The organism is Streptomyces sp. VTCC 41912 (genome assembly GCF_045799175.1).
GTDB classification, from domain to species: domain Bacteria; phylum Actinomycetota; class Actinomycetes; order Streptomycetales; family Streptomycetaceae; genus Streptomyces; species Streptomyces albulus_C.
The window spans coordinates 133757-154776 of the sequence record NZ_JBJMAB010000018.1; the positions used below are offsets into that span (position 1 = coordinate 133757).

Annotated in this window: 18 protein-coding genes; 8 read left to right on the forward strand and 10 right to left on the reverse strand. The window is 74.0% G+C overall.

All coding sequences use genetic code 11. The features are described from left to right. Nucleotides 1-5: 5 nt before the first annotated feature. The 4 genes from ACJ6WD_RS24190 to ACJ6WD_RS24205 form a co-directional block, all read right to left on the reverse strand. Nucleotides 6-1199, reverse strand: a complete 1194-nt coding sequence (locus ACJ6WD_RS24190) for a bifunctional RNase H/acid phosphatase (RefSeq protein ID WP_020930244.1) — start codon at nt 1197-1199, stop codon at nt 6-8. Nucleotides 1200-1202: 3 nt separating this feature from the next. Next, complete coding sequence (locus ACJ6WD_RS24195) at nt 1203-1946, reverse strand: zinc ribbon domain-containing protein (protein WP_233659900.1); 744 nt, start codon at nt 1944-1946, stop codon at nt 1203-1205. Continuing rightward, nucleotides 1943-2830 carry a Nif3-like dinuclear metal center hexameric protein gene (locus ACJ6WD_RS24200; protein ID WP_016572883.1) on the reverse strand — a complete coding sequence of 296 codons (888 nt, stop codon included), beginning with the start codon at nt 2828-2830 and terminating at the stop codon, nt 1943-1945. Before ACJ6WD_RS24200 ends, ACJ6WD_RS24195 begins: the two co-directional genes overlap by 4 nt. Before the next feature lie 122 nt (nt 2831-2952). Then, nucleotides 2953-3981, reverse strand: coding sequence for an ABC transporter substrate-binding protein (locus ACJ6WD_RS24205; protein WP_407616474.1), 1029 nt, complete (start codon nt 3979-3981; stop codon nt 2953-2955). 228 nt (nt 3982-4209) lie between these two features. On the opposite strand from ACJ6WD_RS24205, the gene ACJ6WD_RS24210 reads away from it, so the two are divergent. Beyond that, nucleotides 4210-5790: a hypothetical protein gene (locus tag ACJ6WD_RS24210; protein ID WP_407616475.1), complete on the forward strand. Its 1581-nt coding sequence runs from the start codon at nt 4210-4212 to the stop codon at nt 5788-5790. Nucleotides 5791-5798: 8 nt separating this feature from the next. After that, nucleotides 5799-5969: a hypothetical protein gene (locus ACJ6WD_RS24215; RefSeq protein ID WP_016571309.1), complete on the forward strand. Its 171-nt coding sequence runs from the start codon at nt 5799-5801 to the stop codon at nt 5967-5969. Nucleotides 5970-6081: 112 nt separating this feature from the next. On the opposite strand, the gene ACJ6WD_RS24220 is transcribed toward ACJ6WD_RS24215, so the two are convergent. The 3 genes from ACJ6WD_RS24220 to ACJ6WD_RS24230 all read right to left on the reverse strand — a co-directional run bounded on the left by ACJ6WD_RS24220 (nt 6082) and on the right by ACJ6WD_RS24230 (nt 9122). Then, nucleotides 6082-7023, reverse strand: coding sequence for a 3-oxoacyl-ACP reductase (locus ACJ6WD_RS24220; protein WP_331249323.1), 942 nt, complete (start codon nt 7021-7023; stop codon nt 6082-6084). 62 nt (nt 7024-7085) lie between these two features. Further along, nucleotides 7086-8162, reverse strand: coding sequence for a Zn-dependent alcohol dehydrogenase (locus ACJ6WD_RS24225; protein WP_407616476.1), 1077 nt, complete (start codon nt 8160-8162; stop codon nt 7086-7088). Nucleotides 8163-8228: 66 nt separating this feature from the next. Then, nucleotides 8229-9122 carry a MaoC/PaaZ C-terminal domain-containing protein gene (locus tag ACJ6WD_RS24230; protein ID WP_233659809.1) on the reverse strand — a complete coding sequence of 298 codons (894 nt, stop codon included), beginning with the start codon at nt 9120-9122 and terminating at the stop codon, nt 8229-8231. 393 nt (nt 9123-9515) lie between these two features. Between ACJ6WD_RS24230 and ACJ6WD_RS24235 the strand changes: the two genes are divergently transcribed. Both ACJ6WD_RS24235 and ACJ6WD_RS24240 read left to right on the forward strand, forming a co-directional pair. Continuing rightward, nucleotides 9516-10772 carry a histidine kinase gene (locus ACJ6WD_RS24235; protein WP_407616477.1) on the forward strand — a complete coding sequence of 419 codons (1257 nt, stop codon included), beginning with the start codon at nt 9516-9518 and terminating at the stop codon, nt 10770-10772. Beyond that, nucleotides 10769-11374: a response regulator transcription factor gene (locus tag ACJ6WD_RS24240; RefSeq protein ID WP_037634595.1), complete on the forward strand. Its 606-nt coding sequence runs from the start codon at nt 10769-10771 to the stop codon at nt 11372-11374. Before ACJ6WD_RS24235 ends, ACJ6WD_RS24240 begins: the two co-directional genes overlap by 4 nt. A gap of 22 nt (nt 11375-11396) precedes the next feature. Here the strand turns inward: ACJ6WD_RS24240 and ACJ6WD_RS24245 are convergent, their stop codons facing one another. The 3 genes from ACJ6WD_RS24245 to ACJ6WD_RS24255 all read right to left on the reverse strand — a co-directional run bounded on the left by ACJ6WD_RS24245 (nt 11397) and on the right by ACJ6WD_RS24255 (nt 16499). After that, entirely contained in the window at nt 11397-12842 is a 1446-nt protein-coding gene (locus ACJ6WD_RS24245) for an MFS transporter (RefSeq protein WP_331249319.1), read from the reverse strand. A gap of 201 nt (nt 12843-13043) precedes the next feature. Then, nucleotides 13044-14237, reverse strand: a complete 1194-nt coding sequence (locus ACJ6WD_RS24250) for a thiolase C-terminal domain-containing protein (protein WP_331249318.1) — start codon at nt 14235-14237, stop codon at nt 13044-13046. A 75-nt stretch (nt 14238-14312) separates the two neighbouring features. Next, nucleotides 14313-16499 (reverse strand): acyl-CoA dehydrogenase, encoded by a 2187-nt coding sequence (locus ACJ6WD_RS24255; RefSeq protein ID WP_376558836.1) that lies wholly within the window; start codon nt 16497-16499, stop codon nt 14313-14315. 510 nt (nt 16500-17009) lie between these two features. On the opposite strand from ACJ6WD_RS24255, the gene ACJ6WD_RS24260 reads away from it, so the two are divergent. The 4 genes from ACJ6WD_RS24260 to ACJ6WD_RS24275 all read left to right on the forward strand — a co-directional run bounded on the left by ACJ6WD_RS24260 (nt 17010) and on the right by ACJ6WD_RS24275 (nt 20783). After that, complete coding sequence (locus ACJ6WD_RS24260; protein ID WP_016578953.1) at nt 17010-17669, forward strand: class I SAM-dependent methyltransferase; 660 nt, start codon at nt 17010-17012, stop codon at nt 17667-17669. 19 nt (nt 17670-17688) lie between these two features. Further along, the gene (locus tag ACJ6WD_RS24265) at nt 17689-18582 is read left to right on the forward strand and encodes an N-acetylmuramoyl-L-alanine amidase (RefSeq protein WP_331250111.1); all 894 of its coding nucleotides are present in this window, start codon (nt 17689-17691) and stop codon (nt 18580-18582) included. Nucleotides 18583-18773: 191 nt separating this feature from the next. Further along, nucleotides 18774-19601, forward strand: coding sequence for a DUF5336 domain-containing protein (locus ACJ6WD_RS24270; RefSeq protein WP_233659803.1), 828 nt, complete (start codon nt 18774-18776; stop codon nt 19599-19601). 171 nt (nt 19602-19772) lie between these two features. Continuing rightward, nucleotides 19773-20783, forward strand: coding sequence for an LLM class F420-dependent oxidoreductase (locus ACJ6WD_RS24275; protein WP_233659802.1), 1011 nt, complete (start codon nt 19773-19775; stop codon nt 20781-20783). Nucleotides 20784-21020 lie beyond the last annotated feature (237 nt).

Consider the following 21020-nt stretch of genomic DNA (forward strand, 5'->3'; position numbering starts at 1 on the left):
GTCGGCTAACGCAGGTGCGAGGTGTCGTTCAGCAGGCGCACGGAGGCGTTGCCGTCGGAGTAGTACGCGACCGCGGAGAGCGAGGCGGCGGAGAGCTCCATGCGGAAGAGCGACTCCGGCGGGGCGCCCAGGGCCAGGCGGACCAGGGTCTTGATCGGGGTGACGTGGGTGACCAGCAGGACGGTCTTGCCGGCGTACCGGGCGATCAACTTGTCGCGGGTGACCGCGGTGCGGCGGGCGACCGCCGCGAAGGACTCGCCGCCGCCGGTGGGCGCCGCCTTGGCGGAACGGAGCCAGGCGTCCAGGTCCTCGGGGTGGCGCTCGCGGACCTCGGCGAAGGTCAGCCCCTCCCAGGCGCCGAAGTCGGTCTCGCGCAGTCCGTCCTCGATGCGGACGTCGAGGCCGAGCCGGGCGGCGATGGTGCCGGCGGTCTCCTGGCAGCGGCGCAGCGGGGAGCTGACCACGGCCTGGATGGTGCCGCGGGCGGCCAGCGCGGCGGCAGCCGCCTCGGCCTGCCGGCGGCCGGCCGCGGAGAGTTCGGGGTCGGTGCCGCCGCTGCCGGAGAAGCGCTTCTGGGGCGTGAGGGCGGTCTCGCCGTGCCGGAGCAGGACGAAGGTCGCCGGGGCGCCGAGGTCCGGCGCGCCCCAGCCGACCGGCGGGGCGGCGGGTGCGGCGTCCGCCGCTTCGGCGGCCGAGTCGGCGGCCCGGGCCGCGGCGCTGCGGGCGGGAGCCGCGTCGGCCGGGGCGGCGAGCGCCGCCCGGGAGTCGCGCGGCTCCCACTGCTTGCCGTTCTTGCCGGCGTCCATCGCCTCGTTGGCGAGCCGGTCGGCGTGCTTGTTGCGGGCGCGCGGGATCCACTCGTAGGTGACGCGGCCGGGCGGGAAGACCGCGGCGGCCTCGGCGGCGAGCGGCTTCATGTCCGGGTGCTTGATCTTCCAGCGGCCGGACATCTGCTCGACGACGAGCTTGGAGTCCATCCGGACGTGGACGGTGGCCTCCGGGTCGAGGTCCCGGGCGGCGCGCAGCCCGGCCAACAGGCCCTTGTACTCGGCGACGTTGTTGGTCGCCGTCCCGATGAACTCCGCGGCCTCGGCCAGTGCCTCGCCGCTCACCGGGTCGAGGACCACCGCGCCGTAGCCGGCCGGCCCCGGGTTGCCCCGGGACCCGCCGTCCGCCTCGACGAGCAGTTCGCGCGCCACGGCCTACAGCCCCGAGTCGGGCGTGCGGACCAGGATGCGGCTGCAGTTCTCGCACCGGACGACGGTGTCGGCGGCGGCGGTCCGGACGTCGTTCAGCTCGGTGATGTCCAGCTCCAGCCGGCAGCCCTCGCAGCGGCGCTGGTAGAGGCGGGCCGCGCCGATGCCGCCCTGCTTCGTGCGGATCCGGTCGTAGAGCGTGACCAGCGCCTCGGGGATGTCGGCGACGGTGAGTTCGCGCTCCTTGTTGACCGTGGCGACCTCGGCGTCGATCTCGGCGTGGGCGGCGTCCCGGCGGGCGGTGACGTCGTCGACCTTGGCCTGGAGGGCGTCGAGTCGTTCGGTCAGCTCGCGGACCCGCTCCTGGGTGGCCTCGCGGCGCTCCATGACCTCCAGGACGACGTCCTCCAGGTCGCCCTGGCGCTTGGCCAGCGAGGTCAGTTCGCGCTGGAGGCTCTCCAGGTCCTTGGGCGAGGTCACGGCGCCGGAGTCGAGGCGCTTCTGGTCGCGGGCGGCGCGCTGGCGGACCTGGTCGACGTCCTGCTCCGCCTTGGTCTGCTCGCGGCTGGTGTCGCTCTCCTCGGTCTGCGCGGCGACGAGCAGATCGCGCTGCTGGGTGAGGTCGGCCTCCAGGGTGGCCAGTTCGGCCAGTTCGGGGAGGTTCTTGCGCCGGTGCGCGAGCTGGGTGAGCCGGACGTCGAGGTTCTGGACGTCGAGGAGGCGGATCTGGTCGGCGGGCGCGGCGTTCAGCGGGGGGCTCCTGTGGTGTGGGAATTTTCCGGGGGGCGGGTGGACTGGGTGGACGCCGCGTGGGCGGTCCAGGGGTCGGTGACCGTGCGGGAGACGTGCGTGCGCAGTCCCCAGCCATGCCGGTCGGAGACCGCGTCGAGCTGGGCCGCGGCCTGCTCGCACCACGGCCATTCGGTGGCCCAGTGGGCGGCGTCCAGCAGGGCCAGCGGACGGTTCCGGCCGGTGGTCTGGGTGGCCTCGGAGGCCGGGTGGTGGCGCAGGTCGGCGGTGAGGAACGCGTCCACGCCGGCCGCCCGCACATCGTCGAAGAGGCTGTCGCCGGAGCCGCCGGAGACCGCCAGGGTGCGGATCTCGCGGTCCGGGTCGCCGGCCGCCCGGATGCCCTGCGCGGTGGCGGGCAGGTGGGCGGCGGCGTACGCGGTGAGCTCGGCCAGCGTCATCGGGTGCGGGAGTTCGCAGATCCGGCCCAGGCCGCGGCGGCCGGCCGGATCGCTCGGGTCCGGCACCAGGGGGCGCAGGATCCGCAGGTCCAGTGCGCCGGCCAGGGCGTCGGAGACGCCGGGGTCGGCGGTGTCGGCGTTGGTGTGCGCGACGTGCAGGGCGACGTCGTGCTTGATGAGGCTGTGCACCACCTTGCCCTTGAAGGTGTCGGCCGCGACCGTGGTCGTGCCGCGCAGGTAGAGCGGGTGGTGGGTGACGAGGAGGTCCGCACCGAGCCGCACGGCCTCGTCGGCGACCTCCTGGACCGGGTCGACGGCGAACAGCACCCGGCGGACCTCGGCGTCGGGGTCTCCGCAGACGGTGCCGACGGCGTCCCACCCTTCGGCCCGCTCGGGGGGCCACAGGGCGTCGAGCGCGGCGAGGACTTCAGACAGTGCGGGCACGGGGGGAAGGTTACCTCTCCCCCGTGCCCGCGCGCCGGGCCGCGGTCCGCGCGGGCGCCGCGGGCCCGTGCGGGCGGCAGGGTTCCGGCCATCCGCCCGCGCCGGGCCGCGGTCCGGGCCGGCTACTTCACGAGGAAGCCGCGCAGGTCGTCCAGGACGCTGTTGGCGGCGGTGACGCCGAGGCCGAGGTACCAGGTCTCGTCGTTGACGTTCTTGGCGTGGCCGTCCTTGACCGCCGTGAGGTTCTTCCACAGCGGGTTCTGCTCGGCGGTGTCGCGCTTGGTGGACTTGGGGTCGCCGTAGACGCCGGTGAAGATCCAGTCGGCGTCGGCCTGGTTGATGTTCTCCGGGCTGACCTCGGTGGCGAGGTCGTCGACCTGCTGGTTCTTGGGGCGGGGCAGGCCGACGTCCTTCAGGACGGTGCCGATGAAGGAGCGCTGGGCGTAGAGGCGGGTGAACTGCGGCATGTAGCGCAGCATCGTCACGGTCGGCTTCTTCGGGCCGATGTCCTCGCCGAGCTTCTCGGCCTTCGCCTCGTAGGCGGCCAGTTCGGTCTTGGCCTGCGCGGTCTTGTCCAGGGCGGCGGCGTTGAGCAGGTAGTTCTGCTTCCAGGTGAAGCCCGGGCGGATCGAGAAGACGGTCGGCGCGATCTTGCTGAGCTGCTGGTACTGCTTCTCGGCGCGCAGCTTGCTGCCCAGGATGAGGTCGGGCTTGAGGGCGTTGATGGCCTCCAGGTTGAGGCCGTTGATGGTGCCGACGCTCTTGGGGTGGCCGGCGTTCTTGGCGAGGTAGTCCGGGAGGGCGGCGTCGCCCTCGGTGGGCGCGTAGCCGACCGGCTTGATGCCGAGCGAGACGACGTTGTCGAGTTCGCCGACGTCGAGGACGACCACGCGCTTGGGTGCGGCCGGGATCGTGGTGGTGCCCATGGCGTGCTTGACGGTGCGCGGGAACTGGCCCGGCTTGGCGTCGGTGCCCATCTTCGCGGTCTCGTCGGCGGCCTTGCCGAAGTCCTTGGCGCCCTGGGCCACGGACTTCGAGCCGGCACCGCGGTCGTTGCCGCCGTCCGCGCCGGACGAACCGCAGCCGGCGAGCGCGAGGGCGCCGGCGGCGGCGAGGGCTGTGGCGGCGGCGCCGCGGCGGCGAAGGGGCATCAGGTCACTCCAGGTCGGATGCGGGCACGGTCGGGCGGGCACGGCGTGCCCGCCGCCCGTCGGCAACTTAGGTCCGCCTTACTTTAAGCATCCTTGAATTTCGAAGCACATCCACCCCTCCCGGTGCCGGCGAATCGGACAACCGCCACCCTTATGCGTGAAGACCGGCAACTGCCGTTGATCGGCCGGAAGTGCGAAAACTAACGTCCCTCCACTGGAGGTGGCCCGATGACGATCTGTGCCGGTGCGGACGCCGCGACGGCGGACGGTCCGCCCCGCGCGGCGCTGACCCTCGCCGCCGACGGCTCGTACGCGGCCCGTCTCACGCGGCACGACGACGCCGCCGCCGGGAACTGGTACCCGGAGCGCTGGACGATCGGCGGCCCGGAGCCGTACGCGGTCCCCCTGCCGGGCAGTCAGCCGGAGGAGCCGGACAGCGCCCTGCTGCCGCTCGCGGACGGCCGGGTGGTGATCGTCCGCCGGGTCGCCGACCGGTTCACCGTCTCCTTGCTCTCCCCGACCGGGCCGGGGACCCAGGAAGTGCTGGTCGGCGCGGTGGCGGCCCGGGCGCTGACGCTGCTGCCGCCCGCGCCCGGCGGGCTCGACGGCTACGCGCTGGTGCCGGCCGCCGACGGCACCGACGTGTGGCGGGTGCACGGCGGGGCGGGCGGGCCCGAGCGGGTCGCCGTGGTGCCGGGCGCGTGCACCGGCGGGGTGTGGCTGGATCACGAGGGACGACTGCTGGCGGTGGACCGGGAGTTGGCGGGTCGCACCAAGTCGGTGGTGGTCGACCTGGCGCGCGGCGGGGAGGTCAGTCCGCTGCTCCAGATCACCGCGGAGAGCGACGACCGGCTGGTGCTGGCCGATCCGGACAGCGGGCTGCTGCTGGTCCGGTCGGACGCCCCCGGCCACGACCGGCTGGGCTGGGGCGTGCTGGGCAGCGACCTGCCGGTGCGCTTCCCGGAGTGCCTGCGGGTGCCGGATGCGACGGTGACGCCGTTCGCAGTCCAGCCGGGCCGGACGTCACCGCCGGAGGGGTGTGCGGTGGCGTTCCGGCTCGACGGTCCGGCCGGGCCCCGGCTGGGCGTGTGGCGGCCCTCGGAGCGGCAGTTGCGGCAGTTCCCGGCCCCGGAGGGCTGGTTGGCGGGCAGCGGTCGGTGGGCGCCGGGCGGCGAGCTGCTGTTGCCGTACGCGACGGCGGCGGTGCCGTGCGGGGTGGCGCGGATGGCCATACCGCTGGGGCCGGTCGCCGGGGTCGGCGTGCGGGCGGACGCGCGGGGCGGGCCGGCGGTCGCGGCCGGGAAGTCCGTCGCGGCTGCCAAGGAAGCAGGGGACACGGGGGACGCGGCGGCGGGGCGGGGCTCGGAAGGTACGGAAGGTACGGAAGACACGGAGGGAGCGGGGGGCGCCGGGGGCGCGGAGGGCGCCGTTCCGTCGGGCGGCAGTGCGGAGGCAAAAGTTCCGGATGAGGCGGTTCCGCACGATCGGGGAACGACGGACGGCGAGGGGATTGTCCTGGATGCGGGTGAAAAGGACGCTGACTCCACGGCATCTCCACATCCGGAGTTCGCCGGCACGGAACCTCTCGACGGCCCTCCTCATCCCCGGATGTGCAGACCAGTTCCTCTGCAACAGGCACCTCTCGCGACCCAGGAGTCCCGGTGGAGCGCCGTTTCGGGCCCCGTTAGTATTCCGCCGGGGGCTGTGCAGCCGGTTGACCCGGCCACCGACGGCACCGCACGGGTCGCGTCCCGGCGGGAGCCGGGGGAGGTCCCGACGCGTACAGCCGTAAGCAATCCGACGGAGTGACTCTTCTCATGTCCGAAGCCCGAACCGACACGACCCAGGCGCGCCCGCAGGAGGCAGCCGCCCAGGCCGCCGAGGCCGCAGGCTCCGGTAGGCACCGCGGTCCGGCCGCCAGCGCGGAGGAGACGCAGGACGCCGCGCACGGGCGGCACCGCCGCGACTACCAGGTCCGGACCGCCTGAGCGGACCGGACAGCGCAGACGGCCGTGGCCGCCGCCCGACGCACGGGGCGGCGGCCACGGCCGTCTGCGCGCCCGCCCGGACATGCCGCCCTGACATGCCGCCCGGACGCGCTCAGTCGTGCTTGAGGCCCAGCACCTCCGCGGCCGCGAAGGTCTCGTGCGCCGGCCGCTCCGCGTAGTACGGGGTGAGCAGGCCGTCCAGTTCCTCGTAGCTGAAGACGTCCTTCGCGGTGTCGAACTTCGCCGCGATCCGGGGGCGTTCGGCGATCGCGACCATGCCGCCGTGCACGACCAGCAGTTGGCCGTTGATCCCGGCGGCGGCCGGCGAGGCGAGGTACCCGACGAGCGGTGCCACGTGTTCGGGCGCGAGCGGGTCGGGCCGGCCGTCGTCGGGGACCTCGAACCCGGCGAAGACGTCCTCGGTCATCCGGGTGCGGGCGCGCGGGCAGATGGCGTTGGTCCGCACGCCGTACTTGGCCAGCGCCAACGCGGTGGACGTGGTCAGGCCGACGACGCCGCCCTTGGCCGCGGCGTAGTTGGGCTGGCCCGCCGAGCCGGCCAGGAACGCCTCGGAGGAGGTGTTGACGATCCGTCCGAAGACCGGTCCGCCGGTCTCCTTGGAGCGGGCGCGCCAGTGGGCGGCGGCGAAATGGGTGGTGTTGAAATGGCCTTTGAGGTGGACCCGGATGACCGAGTCCCACTCGTCCTCGGTCATCGAGAACACCATCCGGTCGCGCAGGATGCCCGCGTTGTTGACGAGGACGTCCAGTTGGCCGTAGGTGTCGAGGGCCAGTTGGACGAGTGCGCCGGCCTGTTGGTGGTCGGCGACGTCGCCGGTGTGGGCGACGGCCTGGCCGCCGGCCGCGCGGATCTCCTCGGCGACCTGCTCGGCGGGGGCGGCCGAGGCGGTGCCCGACCCGTCCCGGCCGGGCTGGCCGAAGTCGTTGACGACGACCCGGGCGCCGAGCCGGGCGAGTTCCAGGGCCTCGGCCCGGCCCAGGCCGCGGCCGGCACCGGTGACGATCGCGGTCCGGCCCTCCAGTGGCTGTGCCATGCGTGTCCTCTCCTGTGCAGTCCGGGTGCGGTCCGCCTGCGGCCCGTCCCGGAGGTCTCCGCTCAGATCTCTATGCAGGTGCGCAGCGCGGCGCCCGAACGCATCTGGTCCAGGGCGTCGTTGATGCCGTCCAGCCGGACGCGGTGGGTGATCAGCCCTTCGAGGTCGATGCGGCCGGCCCGCCACAGGGCGATGGCCCGCTCGTAGGAGCGCAGCACGTCCGCGCCCCCGTAGAGCGACGGCAGGATGCGCTTCTCGTCGAAGAACAGCTCGAACATGTTGATCTGGAAGGTGTCGTCCATCGCGCCGGCGCCGACCACGCAGAGGGTGCCGCCGCGGCGGGTCGCCTCGTAGGCGGTGCGGGCGGTGGCGGACTTGCCGACGACCTCGAAGACGTAGTCGAAGCCCTCCCCCGCGGTGATCCGGCCCTTCGCGTCGGCGAGTTCCTCGGGGGCGACGGCTTCGGTGGCGCCGAACCGGAGGGCGGCCTCGCGGCGGGCCGCCACCGGGTCGACGGCGACGATCTGGGCCGCGCCGCAGGCCCGCGCCCCCTGGATGACGGAGATGCCCACGCCGCCGCAGCCGATCACCGCGACCGAGGAACCGGCCTCCACCTTCGCGGTGTTGAAGGACGCGCCCAGCCCGGTGGTGACCCCGCAGCCGATCAGGGCGGCGATCTCGTACGGGACGTCGTCCGGGATCGGGACGGCGCAGTTGGCGGCGACCACCACCTCCTCGGCGAAGGTGCCGGTCCCGGCGAAGCCGAAGACGTCACCGCCGGGGCGTTTGAAGTTGGGGGTGCCGGCGTTCATGAATCCGGCCAGGCACAGGTGCGTCTGGCCGCGCTTGCAGGACGGACAGCTGCCGCAGGCCGGCAGCCAGCACATCAGGACCCGGTCGCCCGCCTTCAGGCCGGTGACCCCGTCGCCGACGTCCAGGACCTCGCCGGCCCCCTCGTGCCCGGGGACGAAGGGTGCGGGCTGCGGCAGCACCCCGTTCATCGCGGAGAGGTCGGAGTGGCACAGTCCGGTGGCCCGGATCCTGATCCTGACCCGGCCGGGGCCGAACCCCACCGCCTCGACGTCGTCGAGCACCTCCAGCTTGTCCCGTCCGGTCTCGTGCTGTACGGCTGCGCGCATCCGAGCGGCTCCTCTCGTACGTACGACATTGCGGTGGGTCCGGCCGTGCTCCGCCGCGACCCGGTCCTAGCCGTGCTCGACCACCGTGTCCGCCAGCACCGGTGCGTCGTCCCGCTCGGGCGCGGTGACCGAGACCCGGATGCGGCCGCCGGTGCCGGACTCCGCCGGCTCCCGCCACAGGCGGATCCGCAGCGTCTCGCCCGGGAACACCACCCCGGCGAACCGCGTCGCGTACGACCGCACGCGCGCGACGTCGCCGTCCAGTGCGGTGTCCACGACGGCCTTCAGGGTCACGCCGTAGGTGCACAGGCCGTGCAGGATCGGCCGGTCGAACCCGGCGAGCGCGGCGAACTCCGGGTCGGCGTGCAGCGGGTTCCAGTCGCCGGAGAGGCGGTAGAGCAGCGCCTGGTCGGCGCGGACCAGGCGCTCGGTGGTCAGGTCGGGCGCCCGGTCGGGCAGTTCGCCGCGGACCGAGGGGCCGCGCTCGCCGCCGAAGCCGCCCTCGCCGCGGACGAAGATCTGGGTGTCGCAGGTCCACAACGGCCCGTCGTCGTCGGCCACTTCGGAGCGCAGCACGATGACCGCCGCCTTGCCCTTGTCGTAGACGGCCGGGACGGTGGAGGTCTGGGTGGCGCGGCCGCGCACGGGCAGGGCGCGGTGCACGGTGACGGTCTGGCCGCCGTGCAGGACGGCCGCCAGGTCGACCTCGATGCCGGGGGCGGAGAGCCCGCCGGCCAGCGCCATTCCGCCGCCGGCGACGGTGGCGAAGCTGGGGAGCACGTGCAGTGCGCTCTCCAGGGTGTAGCGGAGTTCGTCGGGGTCCGTGGCGGCGTGCGGTTTCTCCGCGGTGGCGGCGCCGGCGCCGATGCCGAGGTGGTAGAGCTGGACGTCCTTGTGGTCCCAGGCGAGTCCGGTGGTCCGCGGCTCGGCGGAGGTGGCCTTGGCGGCGTCGATGGGCATGGGGGTGCTGCTCTCCTTCACCACGGTGTGAGACCCCGGCCCGACCGTCCGCACCGTCGGCCGCGCCGGGGTCGTTTCGGATCGGCGGGCCCGCGCTCCCGCGTCCGGTGCGCCGGAGTCCGACGCACCCGCACTTCTAGAACGCGTTCTAGCCGATGGCAGTCATGTATAGCCGATGCGGGCCGCACCCGGAAGACCCCTGACGGCATGTCAGATGTCGGTGTCGCCGCGGCCCCGGCCACACCGCCCGGCCGCCCGGCCCGTGACATTTGTCAGCGCGCTTCCCACACCTTCGCACCTGCCGCGCGACCGGCCCCCTCCGTAATCTCAAGAACACGACCGGCGGCCCGGGAAACGGCACGGCGGAGCGCACGGCACGAGGCGAGGAACGACATGCGACTGAGACGACGACGGCAGGACGCCGGGGGCGAGGACCCCGACGGCGGAGCGCAGCAGCCCTCCTGCGGGCCGGCGCAACCCGCCGAACGGGAGGAGAAGGGCCCCGGCCGGTACGCCTTCCTGCCCTGGCTGCTGATGGGGCTGGGCGCGTTCTCCAACACCATCCAGGGCAAGTCCGGCGACCCCTGGCTGGCCGGCGTCGGCCTCCTCGCCTTCAACTCCCTCTACGTCACCGTCGTCTTCTCCGCCTTCAACCCCCGCCGGCGCGACACCCGCTTCCCGCTCGGCGCCCTGGCCGCCCTGACCGCCGTCACCTTCGCCATCGCGCTGGGCTTCGGCGGCGAGTGGTTCCTGTTCTTCCCGCTGCTGTCGCTGGCCTCGGGCACGGTGCGCGCGCTGCGCGGCAAGGCGCTCGGGATCTGGCTGATCGCGCTCAGCGGCACGGCCGGGGTCCTCTCCGGCTGGTGGGACGACGACCCCTGGAACTCGGTCAGCATCGGCTACGGCACGTTCCTGTCCGGGATGGTGACGGCCACCGTCCTCAGCCTCTTCGACACCATCCACGAACTGCGCGCCACCCGCCAGGAACTGGCCCGCAGCGCCGTGGAGAAGGAGCGGCTGCGGTTCTCCCGCGACCTGCACGACCTGCTGGGCCACACGCTGTCCGTCGTGGTGGTGAAGGCCGAGGCGGTCCGCCGGCTCGCGCCCCGCAACCTCGACGCGGCACTGGCCCAGGCCGCCGACATCGAAGCGGTGGGCCGGCAGGCGCTGACCGAGATCCGGGAGGCGGTCAGCGGCTACCGCGAGGGCAGCCTGGCGACCGAGCTGGACCGGGCCCGTTCGGCGCTGGACGGCGCCGGCATCGAGCCGGTGGTGCGACACGCCGGGCCGCCGCTGCCGCCGCAGGCCGAGGCGCTGCTGGGCTGGGTGGTCCGCGAGGGCGTCACCAACGCCGTCCGGCACAGCGGTGCCACCCGCTGCCAGATCGAGGTGCACGTGGACGACGACCGGGCGCGGCTGACGATCACGGACGACGGCCGCGGTCCCGTAAGCTCCGGTGCGTCCGACGCACCGCCCGGCACCGTGCCCGGACCGGTGGGCGGCACGGGCCTGAAGGGGCTGACCGAACGACTGGCCGCCGCGGGCGGCACACTGCGCAGCGGCCCCGACGGCCGGCGTGGATTCCGCGTGACCGCCGAACTTCCGGTGGGCGCGGCCGATCTGGCGGAGACGGAGGAGTGGGCCCGGTGATCAGGCTCCTGCTGGCCGAGGACCAGCGGATGATGATGGGCGCACTGGCGCTGCTGCTCGGTCTGGAGGACGACATGGAGGTGGTGGCCCAGGTACCGGCCGGCGACGAGATCGTCGCGGCGGCCCTGGAGACCCGTCCGGACGTCGCGCTCCTGGACATCGAACTCCCCGGCCGCAGCGGCCTGGACGCCGCCGCCGACCTGCGCGACCAACTGCCGTCGTGCAAGGTGCTGATCGTGACGACGTTCGGGCGGCCGGGCTACCTGCGCCGCGCCATGGAGGCCGGGGCGTCCGGCTTCCTGGTGAAGGACGGGCCGGTGGAGGACCTGGCGGCGGCGATCCGCCGGGTGCTGGCCGGTGAGCGGGTGATCGACCCGGGGTTGGCCGCCGCGGCGCTGAGCGCCGGCCCCAACCCGCTGACCCCGCGCGAACGCGACGTGCTGACCGCCGCGGTGGACGGCGCGACGGTCGCCGACATCGCCGCCAAGCTGCACCTGTCGCAGGCCACCGTCCGCAACTACCTCTCGGCCGCCATCGGCAAGACCGGCACCCGCAACCGCATCGAGGCGGTGCGGGCGGCCCGCCGCAACGGCTGGCTGTAGCGGCGGGCCGCCGTGGGCGGGGTCAGCCGTGGACGAGGTCCGTCCGGCGGCGCGGCAGGGCCAGCACCATCAGCGCGATGCTGACGGCCAGCACGACCGCGCCCACCAGGAAGGCCGTGCCGTAGCCGTCGGCCAGCGCCCCCCGGCCGTGCCCGGCGGCGACCTGGGAGGCCGCGACGGTGGAGAGCACCGACAGGCCCAGCGCGCCGCCCATCTGCCGCGAGGTGTTGATCAGGCCGGACACCAGGCCCTGGTCGGCCGGGTCGGCACCGGAGGTGGCGATGGCGGCGACCGGCGTCGCGGTCAGTCCCGCGCCCAGCGCCATCAGGACGCCGGGGCCCAGGATCGTCCCCAGGTAGGTGCCGTCCACCGTCAGCAGGCTCTGCCAGCCCATCCCGGCCAGCGAGACCACCGCGCCGCTGATCGCCAGCGTCTTGGCGCCGAGCCGGTTCATCAGCCGGGGCGCGAGCTTCGAGCCCAGCACGATGGACAGCGAGTGCGGCAGGAAGGACAGGCCGGCCTGGAGCGGCGTGTAGGACAGGACGTTCTGCATGTAGAGCGACAGGAAGTACCACATGGAGAACATCGCGGCGCCGGCCAGCACCATCGCGGCGTTGGCCGAGGAGACCGACCGCAGGCGGAACAGCGTCAGCGGCATCAGCGGGGCCTTGGCGCGCGCCTCCACGGCGACGAAGACCGCGAGCACCACCAGTCCGGCGGCCAGCGGCAGCAGCGCGGACGGCGCCCCCCAGCCGTGCGTCTCGGTCTGCACGATGCCGTACGCCACCAGCCCGAGCCCGCCGGTGACCAGCAGCGCGCCGGGCACGTCCAGCCGCCGGGCGGCGCCCTGCCGGCTCTCGGCGAGCCACAGCGCGGATCCGGTCAGCACCAGCGCACCCACCGGCACGTTGATCAGCAACACCCAGCGCCACGACAGGTATTCGGTGAGCACCCCGCCGACCAGGCCGCCCACCGCGCCGCCGCCCGCGCCCACCGCCGTCCAGGTCGCGATGGCCCGGGTGCGGGCCGGGCCGGCCGGGAACGACGTGGTCAAGATGGTGAGGGTGGCCGGGGAGAGCACCGCGGCGCCCACGCCCTGGATGGTGCGGGCGGCGATCAGTTGCCAGGGCTGCTGGGCGAGCCCGCCGGCGGCGCTCGCGACGGTGAACAGTGCCAGCCCGATGACGAAGATCCGCTTGCGGCCGAAGATGTCCGCGGCACGACCGCCGAGCAGCATGAAGCCGGCGAAGGTGATCACGTAGGCGTTGACGATCCACTGCAGGCCCAGTTCGGACAGGCCCAGCCCGGAGCGCATGGCGGGCAGCGCCACGTTCACGACGGAGACGTCCAGCACGACCAGGAACTGTCCGGCGCAGACCAGCAGCATCACCAGCCAGGCCGGCGCGGCCGTCCGGCGCGCGGACGCGGACAGCGTGGAGGGGGTGGCTATCGGGGGCATGCGGACCATGCTCGCATCGGACGCGCGTCCCCCGCATCGGGATATCGGTGCATCTAGCAACCGCTCGGGTCCTAGGACGAAGGACGTAGGACGGGGCGGGGCACGGAGGTGGACCGTAAGGGGTGGGGGCGGGGGTCCCCTAGGGGTCACGTGGGCCCCCGGGGAACCAACTACCCGCGGGGTGCGGAGAGTTAACGCGGACCCCGCCCCTCACTTCCGCAGCAGCGTCACCACCGCCGCGCCGCCCAGGCCGATGTTGTGGGCGAGGCCGACGCGGGCGCCGGGGACCTGGCGGTCACCGGCCGTGCCGCGGAGCTGCCAGACCAGCTCGGCCGCCTGAGCCAGGCCGGTGGCCCCGAGCGGGTGCCCCTTGGAGATCAGGCCGCCCGACGGGTTGACCACCCAGCGCCCGCCGTACGTCGTGGCGCCCTCCGCGATCAGCTTGCCCGACTCCCCCACCGGGCACATGCCCAGCGCCTCGTAGGTCAGCAACTCGTTGATCGAGAAGCAGTCGTGCAGTTCGATCACGTCGACGTCCTCGATGCCCAGGCCGCTCGCCTCGTAGACCTGGTGGGCCGCGGCCCGGCTCATCGGTGCGCCGACGACGTCGATGCAGGAGCCGGAGGCGAAGCTCTCCTCGGTGTCCGTGGTCATGGCCTGTCCGGCGATCTCCACGGCGCGGTCCGCCAGGCCGTGCTCGCGCACGAAGCGGGCGGAGACCACCACCGCCGCGGCGGCCCCGTCGGACGTCGGCGAGCACTGGAGCTTGGTCAGCGGACGGTGCACGGTGCGGGCGGCGAGGACCTCCTCGACCGTGTACACGTCCCGGAACTGGGCGTACGGATTGTGCGCGGAGTGCCGGTGGTTCTTGGCACCGACCAGGGCGAGCTGCTCGGCGGTGGTGCCGTGCCGCGCCATGTGCTCACGGGCCGCGTTGCCGAAGATCTGGGCGGTGGGCGGGGTCATCTCGAAGCCGTGCGCCGCGGCCATCACGCCGTAGTGGCGGGCGACCGGCGAGGACGCGAAGTCGCCGCCGTCCGCGCCGGCGCCCAGTGCGCCGCGCTTCATCTTCTCGAAGCCCAGCGCCAGGACGCAGTCGTTGAGGCCCGACGCGACGAACTGGCGGGCCATCATCAGCGCGGTGGAGCCGGTGGCGCAGTTGTTGTTGACGTTGTAGACGGGGACGCCGGTGAGGCCCAGTTCGTAGACGGCGCGCTGGCCGGCCGTGGACGCCTGGTAGCAGTAGCCGACCGGCACCTGCTCGACGGCGTCGTAGCCGATGCCGGCGTCGGCGAGGGCCGCGGCGCCCGCCTCCTTCGCCATGTCCCAGTACTGCCAGTCGCGGGTCTCCGGCTTTTCGAACCGGGTCATCCCGACGCCGATGATGTACGCCGTGCCGGCCATGCGGATCCTCCTGGGGCCAGGTGACGGGCGGATGCGGAGCGGGGTGGGAACGGGGGGACTGCGGGGGAACGGGGGTCAGATGAGGGGGCGGGGTTCCGGGTCGCGGGGCAGGCCGAGGAGCCGTTCCGCGACGACGTTCAGCTGCACCTGGGTGGTGCCGCCGGCGATGGTCAGGCAGCGCGACATCAAAAAGCCGTGCAGGGCCCGCTCCCCGGGGCCCTCGCGGACCGCGCCGGCCGGGCCCAGCAGTTCCAGGGCCAGATCGGCGAGCTTCTGTTGGTGCGCGGTCTGCACCAGCTTGCGGATGCTGGCGCCGGCGCCGGGCTCCTGGCCCGACACCTGCTGGAGCGTGGTGCGCAGGCCGATGCAGCCGAGCGCGTGCGCCTCGGCGAGCAGCGTGCCGACCCGGGCGCGGACCGCGCCGTCCAGTTCGGCGGAGCGGCCCAGCAGGGCCTCCAGGCCGGTGTCGAAGGTCATCTGGTCGGCCATGTGGACGCGTTCGTTGCCGAGGGTGGTGCGGGCCACCCGCCAGCCGTCGTCGACCGCGCCGACCACCGCGTCCGCCGGGAGCAGCACGTCGTCGAGGTAGACCTCGTTGAAGAGCGCGTCGCCGGTGATCTCCTTCAGCGGGCGGACGTCGACGCCCGGAGTCGACATGTCGATGACGAAGAAGGTCAGGCCGCGGTGCTTGGGCGCGTCGGGGTCGGTGCGGGCCAGCAGGATGCCGTGGTCGGCCGTGCGGGCCGCGGACGTCCACACCTTCTGGCCGTTGATCCGCCAGCCGCCGTCCGCGGTCCGCTCGGCGCGGGTGCGCAGCGACGCCAGGTCCGAACCGGCCTCCGGTTCGGAGAACAGTTGGCACCAGGACAGGTCGCCGCGGAGGGTCGGCGGCAGGTACTGCTCCTGTTGGGCGGTCGTGCCGTGGGTGAGGAGCGCCGGCACCACCCAGGTGGCGATGCCCAGTTCGGCGGTCCGGACGCCGGCGGCGGCCATCTCCTGCTGGATGGCGAGCTGTTCGACGGGGCCCGCGCCCAGGCCGTAGGGGGCTGGCAGGTGGGGCGCGGCGTAGCCGGTGGGGGCCAGTGCGCGGCGGGCGGCGGCCGGGTCCAGGCCGCGTGCGGCGTCGACGGCGGTGCGCGCCCGGTCCCGGAACTCGGCGGCCTCGGCGGGGAGTTGGAGCTGGAGTTCGCGGCGGGCGCCGGCCGCGGCGTGCCGGGCGGCGCGCAGCCGGTGGGCGTCGCCGCCGCCGAGCAGTTGGCGGGCGGTGAGGGCGCGGCGCAGGTGGAGGTGGGCGTCGTGCTCCCAGGTGAACCCGATGCCGCCGAGGATCTGGATGCAGTCCTTGGCGCAGTCGGCGGCGGCGTCCAGGGCGGTGGCGGTGGCCAGCGCGGCGACCAGCCCGCGCACCTCGGGCGGTGCGTCGACGGCCCGGGCCGCGTCCCAGACCAGGGCGCGGGCCTGTTCGCAGCGCACGAGCATCGCGGCGCACAGGTGCTTGACGCCCTGGAACTGGCCGATCGGGCGGCCGAACTGTTCGCGGACCGCGGCGTGCGCGGCGGCGGTGTGCAGCGCCCAGGCGGCGGTGCCGCAGCCCTCCGCGGCGAGGAGCACCCCGGCGAGGTCGCGGACCAGGGCGCCGTCGACGGCCAGGCGCCGGTCGGCGGGGACGGTCGCGCCGTCCGCGCGGACCTCGGCGGTCGGCCGGGTCGGATCGGCGCTGTCCTGGACGCGGACGGTGAGCGCGGCGGCGTCCACCGCCAGCCACACCGTCCCGGTGGCCGCTTCCGCGGCGAGCACGATCAGGTCGGCGTCGCCGCCGGCCAGGACGGGCGGGGCCATGCCGTCGAGAAGGTAGCCGTCGGCGCCCTCCACCGCGCTGAGCGAACCGCTGCCGAGGGCGACGGCGGCGATCCGTTCGCCGGTGGCCAGCGCCCGGACCAGCGCGCGGGGGGCGCCGCCGCGGTGCAGCAGGGCGGCGGCGAGGGCGGTCGGCAGATAGGGGCCGGGGAGGGCGGCCCGGCCGAACTCCTCCAGCACGACGGCGAGGTCGAGCAGGTCGCCGTCGCCCCCGCCGGCGGTCTCCGGCAGGTGGAGGCCGAGCAGTCCCTGCTCGGCGAGCCCGTGCCAGTGGGCGGGGCGGCCGGCCCGGGTGGCCGGGGCGTCGAGCAGTTTGCGCACGTCTTCGGGCGGTACGGCGCGCGCGGCCCAGCCACCCGCCGCCTCCGCGAGGTCACGATGGTCCTGCGTGATTCCGATGCCCATGGCGGGCAGAGTAGAACACGTTCCAATCTGACGGAAGGTCAGGAGCGGTGGGAAACGGTCGCCCGCCGGCGGGAAACGATCGGCCCCGCGCCGGAAACGGCCCGGTGAATTCCGCGTGGGCGGGCGTTCGCCATTCCGGCCGCCGATCCGCCGGCCGTTTATCGACCGGCCTTTCCACGCGCATTCCGGACGGTTCGCAGCCGCGGCACGGGGCAGCGGGCGCCCCGCCCCGGTTCCACAGGAACGGAATCGACGAATTCCCGGATGCCGGGAACGGCCGTCCGGTAACCGGAAGGGGCACGGCGCGGGGGAGAGAAACGGAAGAAGGGGACGGCGGAGGGGCCGGGGAGAACGGCGGGAAGGAGAGGCCGACCCCCGTTCCGCTCCCGCACGCCCCGTACGGCACGATCCATAGCGCACGCCCCGTACACCCCGCGGGCCCGTCCGGCCCGCGCCCCGCCCCGACCCGACCGCCGCCGCAGCCCGGCCGCACCCACCAGGAGGAAGCCCATGACCGCCCCCACGGCCCCGACCCCGCTCCGGCCGGAGATCCTCGCCGCGTTCGAGGCGGCGAAGGGCTTCATGCCGGTGGACGAGGGGCTCGCCCTGTACGCGGCGGCCGGCGAGGCGGCCGCGCTCGGGCTGCCACTGGTGGAGATCGGCACGTACTGCGGCCGCTCCACACTGCTGCTCGCCGAGGCGGCCCGCGCCGCCGGGGTACTGGCCGTCACCGTGGACCACCACCGGGGCAGCGAGGAGCAGCAGCCCGGCTGGGAGTACCACGACCCGGAGGTCGTCGATCCGGTCGTCGGCCGGATGGACACCCTGCCGACCTTCCGCCGCACCCTGCACGCCGCGGGCCTGGAGGACCGGGTGATCGCCCTGGTGGGCCGCTCGCCGCAGGCCGCGGCGGTCTGGCAGGCACCGGCCGGCCTGGTCTTCATCGACGGCGGACACACCGACGAGCACGCCACCGCCGACTACGAGGGCTGGGCCCCGCACGTCGCGGACGGCGGACTGCTGGTGGTCCACGACGTCTTCCCGGACCCGGCGGACGGCGGCCAGGCCCCGTACCGGATCTACTGCCGCGCCCTCGCGTCCGGCGCGTTCACCGAGGTCGGCGCGCACCGATCGCTGCGCGTCCTGCGGCGCACCGGGGCCGGAATCTGAGCAGGCTACGATCGCGCAGGTGTCGAACGGCAGTACTTTCCCCCCGCCCCGCCGCTCGCGCGGCATCCTCCTGCTCCTGGTGGCCGTGGTGATGGCCGTCGGAGTCGGCGGCTGGCTGGTGTGGCGGTCGCCGGGCGGCGGCCCCTCCCCCGCCGGCACCACCGCGTCCGGTTCGCCGTCCGACCGCGACGACGCCCCCACGCACGGCACGGGCAGCCCGGCACCCACCGACGGCGCACACCGCCTCCAGGGCAGGACCGTGCTCCTCGACCCCGGTCACAACCCACACAACCGCGACCACACGGCACAGATCGCCCGGCTCGTGAACATCGGCAACGAGCGCAAGGAGTGCGACACCACCGGCACCGCCACCAACGGGGGCTACGCCGAGGCGGAGTTCACCCTGGACGTCGTCCGACGGGCCCGGGCGCTGCTCCAGGCGGAGGGCGCCAAGGTCGTGCTCACCCAGGACGGCGACCGACCGTACGGACCGTGCGTGGACGAGCGGGCCGCGGCGGGGAACACGGTGCACGCCGATGCCGCGCTCTCGGTCCACGCCGACGGGTCGGACCCCGGCAACCGCGGCTTCCACGTGATCCTGCCGGCGCCGGTCGGCGCCGGGGCGGCCGACACGTCGGCCATCGTCGGGCCGTCGCGGCAGCTGGGCGAGCGCCTGGCCGACCGTTTCGCGGCGGCGACCGGAAGCGCCCGTTCCAATTACATCGGCCACGGCACCGGGCTGGACGTCCGCTCCGATCTCGGCGGGCTGAACCTCTCCACGGTGCCGAAGGTGTTCATCGAGTGCGGCAATATGCGCGACCCGAAGGACGCCGCGCAATTGACCGACGCACAGTGGCGGGAAAAGGCGGCGCGCGGGATCACGGAGGGCATTACGGACTTCTTGGCACGGTGAACGGACTTTCGGACCCACCGAACGGACTTCCGATCACGGGCCGCACCGTTACCTGGAGCGGCCCACAGGATTCGACGATAGGTTCCCTTTACGATGGGGGCCCATCGCCGTGCCTCGCACCGCGCGCCAGCGACACCGTCGACGCCCGCACGAAGTCGACCAGGAACACGAAACCGACAAAGGACCTTTACGTGAACATCCGCTCCCTCAGTCGAGGCGACGGCGTGGTGATCGGAGCAGCGGTGCTGCTGTTGATCGCCTCGTTCCTCAACCTCTCCTCGTACGGCAGCGCAAACGCCTGGCAATCGCTGGCGCTGCTGATGAGCGTCTACCTGGCCGGCGTCATCGCGGCCGCGCTGATCGTCACGGCGCGGGCGCTGCCGCAGCCGCGCAAGGTCGCCGGACTGGAGCTCGGGCAGTTCGGCGTGGCGCTGTCCGTGTTCGCCGCCTGGACCGCGTTCTGGGCGATCCTCGGCAGCGGCGGTGCGGGCGTGGGCCTGATCATCGGTCTGATCGCCGCGCTGGCACAGGCCGGCGCCGCGGTGGCCACCCCGCTCGTCCCGGCGCTGAAGGTCGCCCTGATCGGCGAGGCGCGCCCGCAGGTCGCCCACCCGTACGGCACCGCCGGCGGCGGCACCCAGGGCTACGGCTACCCGGGCGCGCAGCAGCAGGGCGGCTACGGCTACCCGGGCGGCCAGCAGCAACCCGGCGGTGCGCAGCAGCCCGGCCAGGGCTACGGCGGCCAGCCGGCGCCGGCGGCGGACTCCGGTGCCACGGCCGGCGGGGCGGCGGGGGCCACCGCCGCGGCCGGCAGCCCGGCGGACTTCTCGCCGTTCTGGTTCGCGGTACCGGTGGCCCGCCCGCTGTACGCCGAGGAGGGCTCGCCGGCACCGATCGCCGAACTCGCGCCCGGCACCTGGTACCTCGCGGTGGAGCAGCGCGGCGCCGCGCTGATCGCGCAGACCCAGGACGGTCGGCGCGGCATCCTCCAGGACACCACCGGCATCCAGCGCGGCTGACGCCGCCGCCTGACACGGTCCCGCCGCGGCCCACCCGGCCACTCCGGCCCCTCGCCCTCCCGGGCGGGGGGCCGTTGCCATGTCCGCGACGGCACCGTACAGTGCGCGGACCAGCGACCTGACGATCAATCACACCGGACGGCAACCGGTCGTCGACGGAGGGGCGGAGCCATGCGACTCGGTCTGGCACTCGGCTACTGGGGCCGCGGCCCCGACCCCCGGCACCTCGAACTCGCCCGCGAGGCCGAGCGGCTGGGCTACGACTCGGTATGGACCGCGGAAGCCTGGGGCTCCGACGCGTTCACCGCACTCACCTGGATCGCGGCACACACCTCCCGGATCAAACTGGGCACCGGCATCGCCCAGATGGCCGCCCGCACCCCCACCGCCACCGCGATGCACGCCCTCACCCTCGACCACCTCTCCGGCGGCCGGATGCTGCTCGGCCTGGGACTGTCCGGGCCGCAGGTCGTCGAGGGCTGGTACGGCCGGCCGTTCCCCAAAAGCCCCCTGACGGCCACCCGCGAGTACGTGGCCGCCATCCGCCAAGTCCTGGCCCGCGAAGGCCCGGTGACCGTCGACGGCCGCTTCCACCCACTGCCCTACCAGGGGCCGGACGGCACCGGCCTCGGCAAGCCACTGAAGCCCATCACCCACCCCCTACGGGCCGACCTGCCCGTCCTGCTGGGCGCGGAAGGCCCCCGCAACATCGCCCAGACCACCCGCATCGCGGACGGCTGGCTCCCGCTGTACTGGTCGCCCACCCGCCCCGAGGTCTACCGCGAACCGCTCGCCGACGCCCCCGACGGCTTCCTGATCGCCCCCATGACACGCGCCGTGGTCTGCGACGACGTCGCCGAAGGACTCATGCCGGTCAAAGCGATGCTCGGCTTCTACATCGGGGGGATGGGCCACGCCGCGAAGAACTTCCACGCCGACCTGATGGCACGGATGGGATTCGAGGAAGAGGCCCGACGCGTACAGCGCCTCTTCCTCGAAGGCCGCAAAGAAGAGGCCGTACTGGCCGTCCCCGACGCCTTCGCCGACGAGATCTCCCTGGTCGGCCCCCGCGAACGGATCGCCGAACGCCTGGAGTTGTGGCGCGCCGGACCCGTCACCGACCTGCTGGTGACCGCACCCGACCCAGCAACGCTACGCGTCTTGGCGGACCTCAACACCTAGGCACTGCGTTGGGCTTCTCTTCCCACGTGGTCGGCCGTCCCGCCGTGCGGGTTGCGGTTTTGCGCCTGACGGCGCGGGGCCTTGTCCGCTGCGCGGGGCTTCTTCCCACGTGGTCGGCCGTCCCGCCGTGGGGCGTCTCGCCGTTGCGCCTGCGGCGCGGGCGTTGTCCGCTGCGCGGGGCTGTTGGGTGCGGTGACGGGCCTGCGGGGGTGGTGTGCAGGACTGCTGCGCTTTACG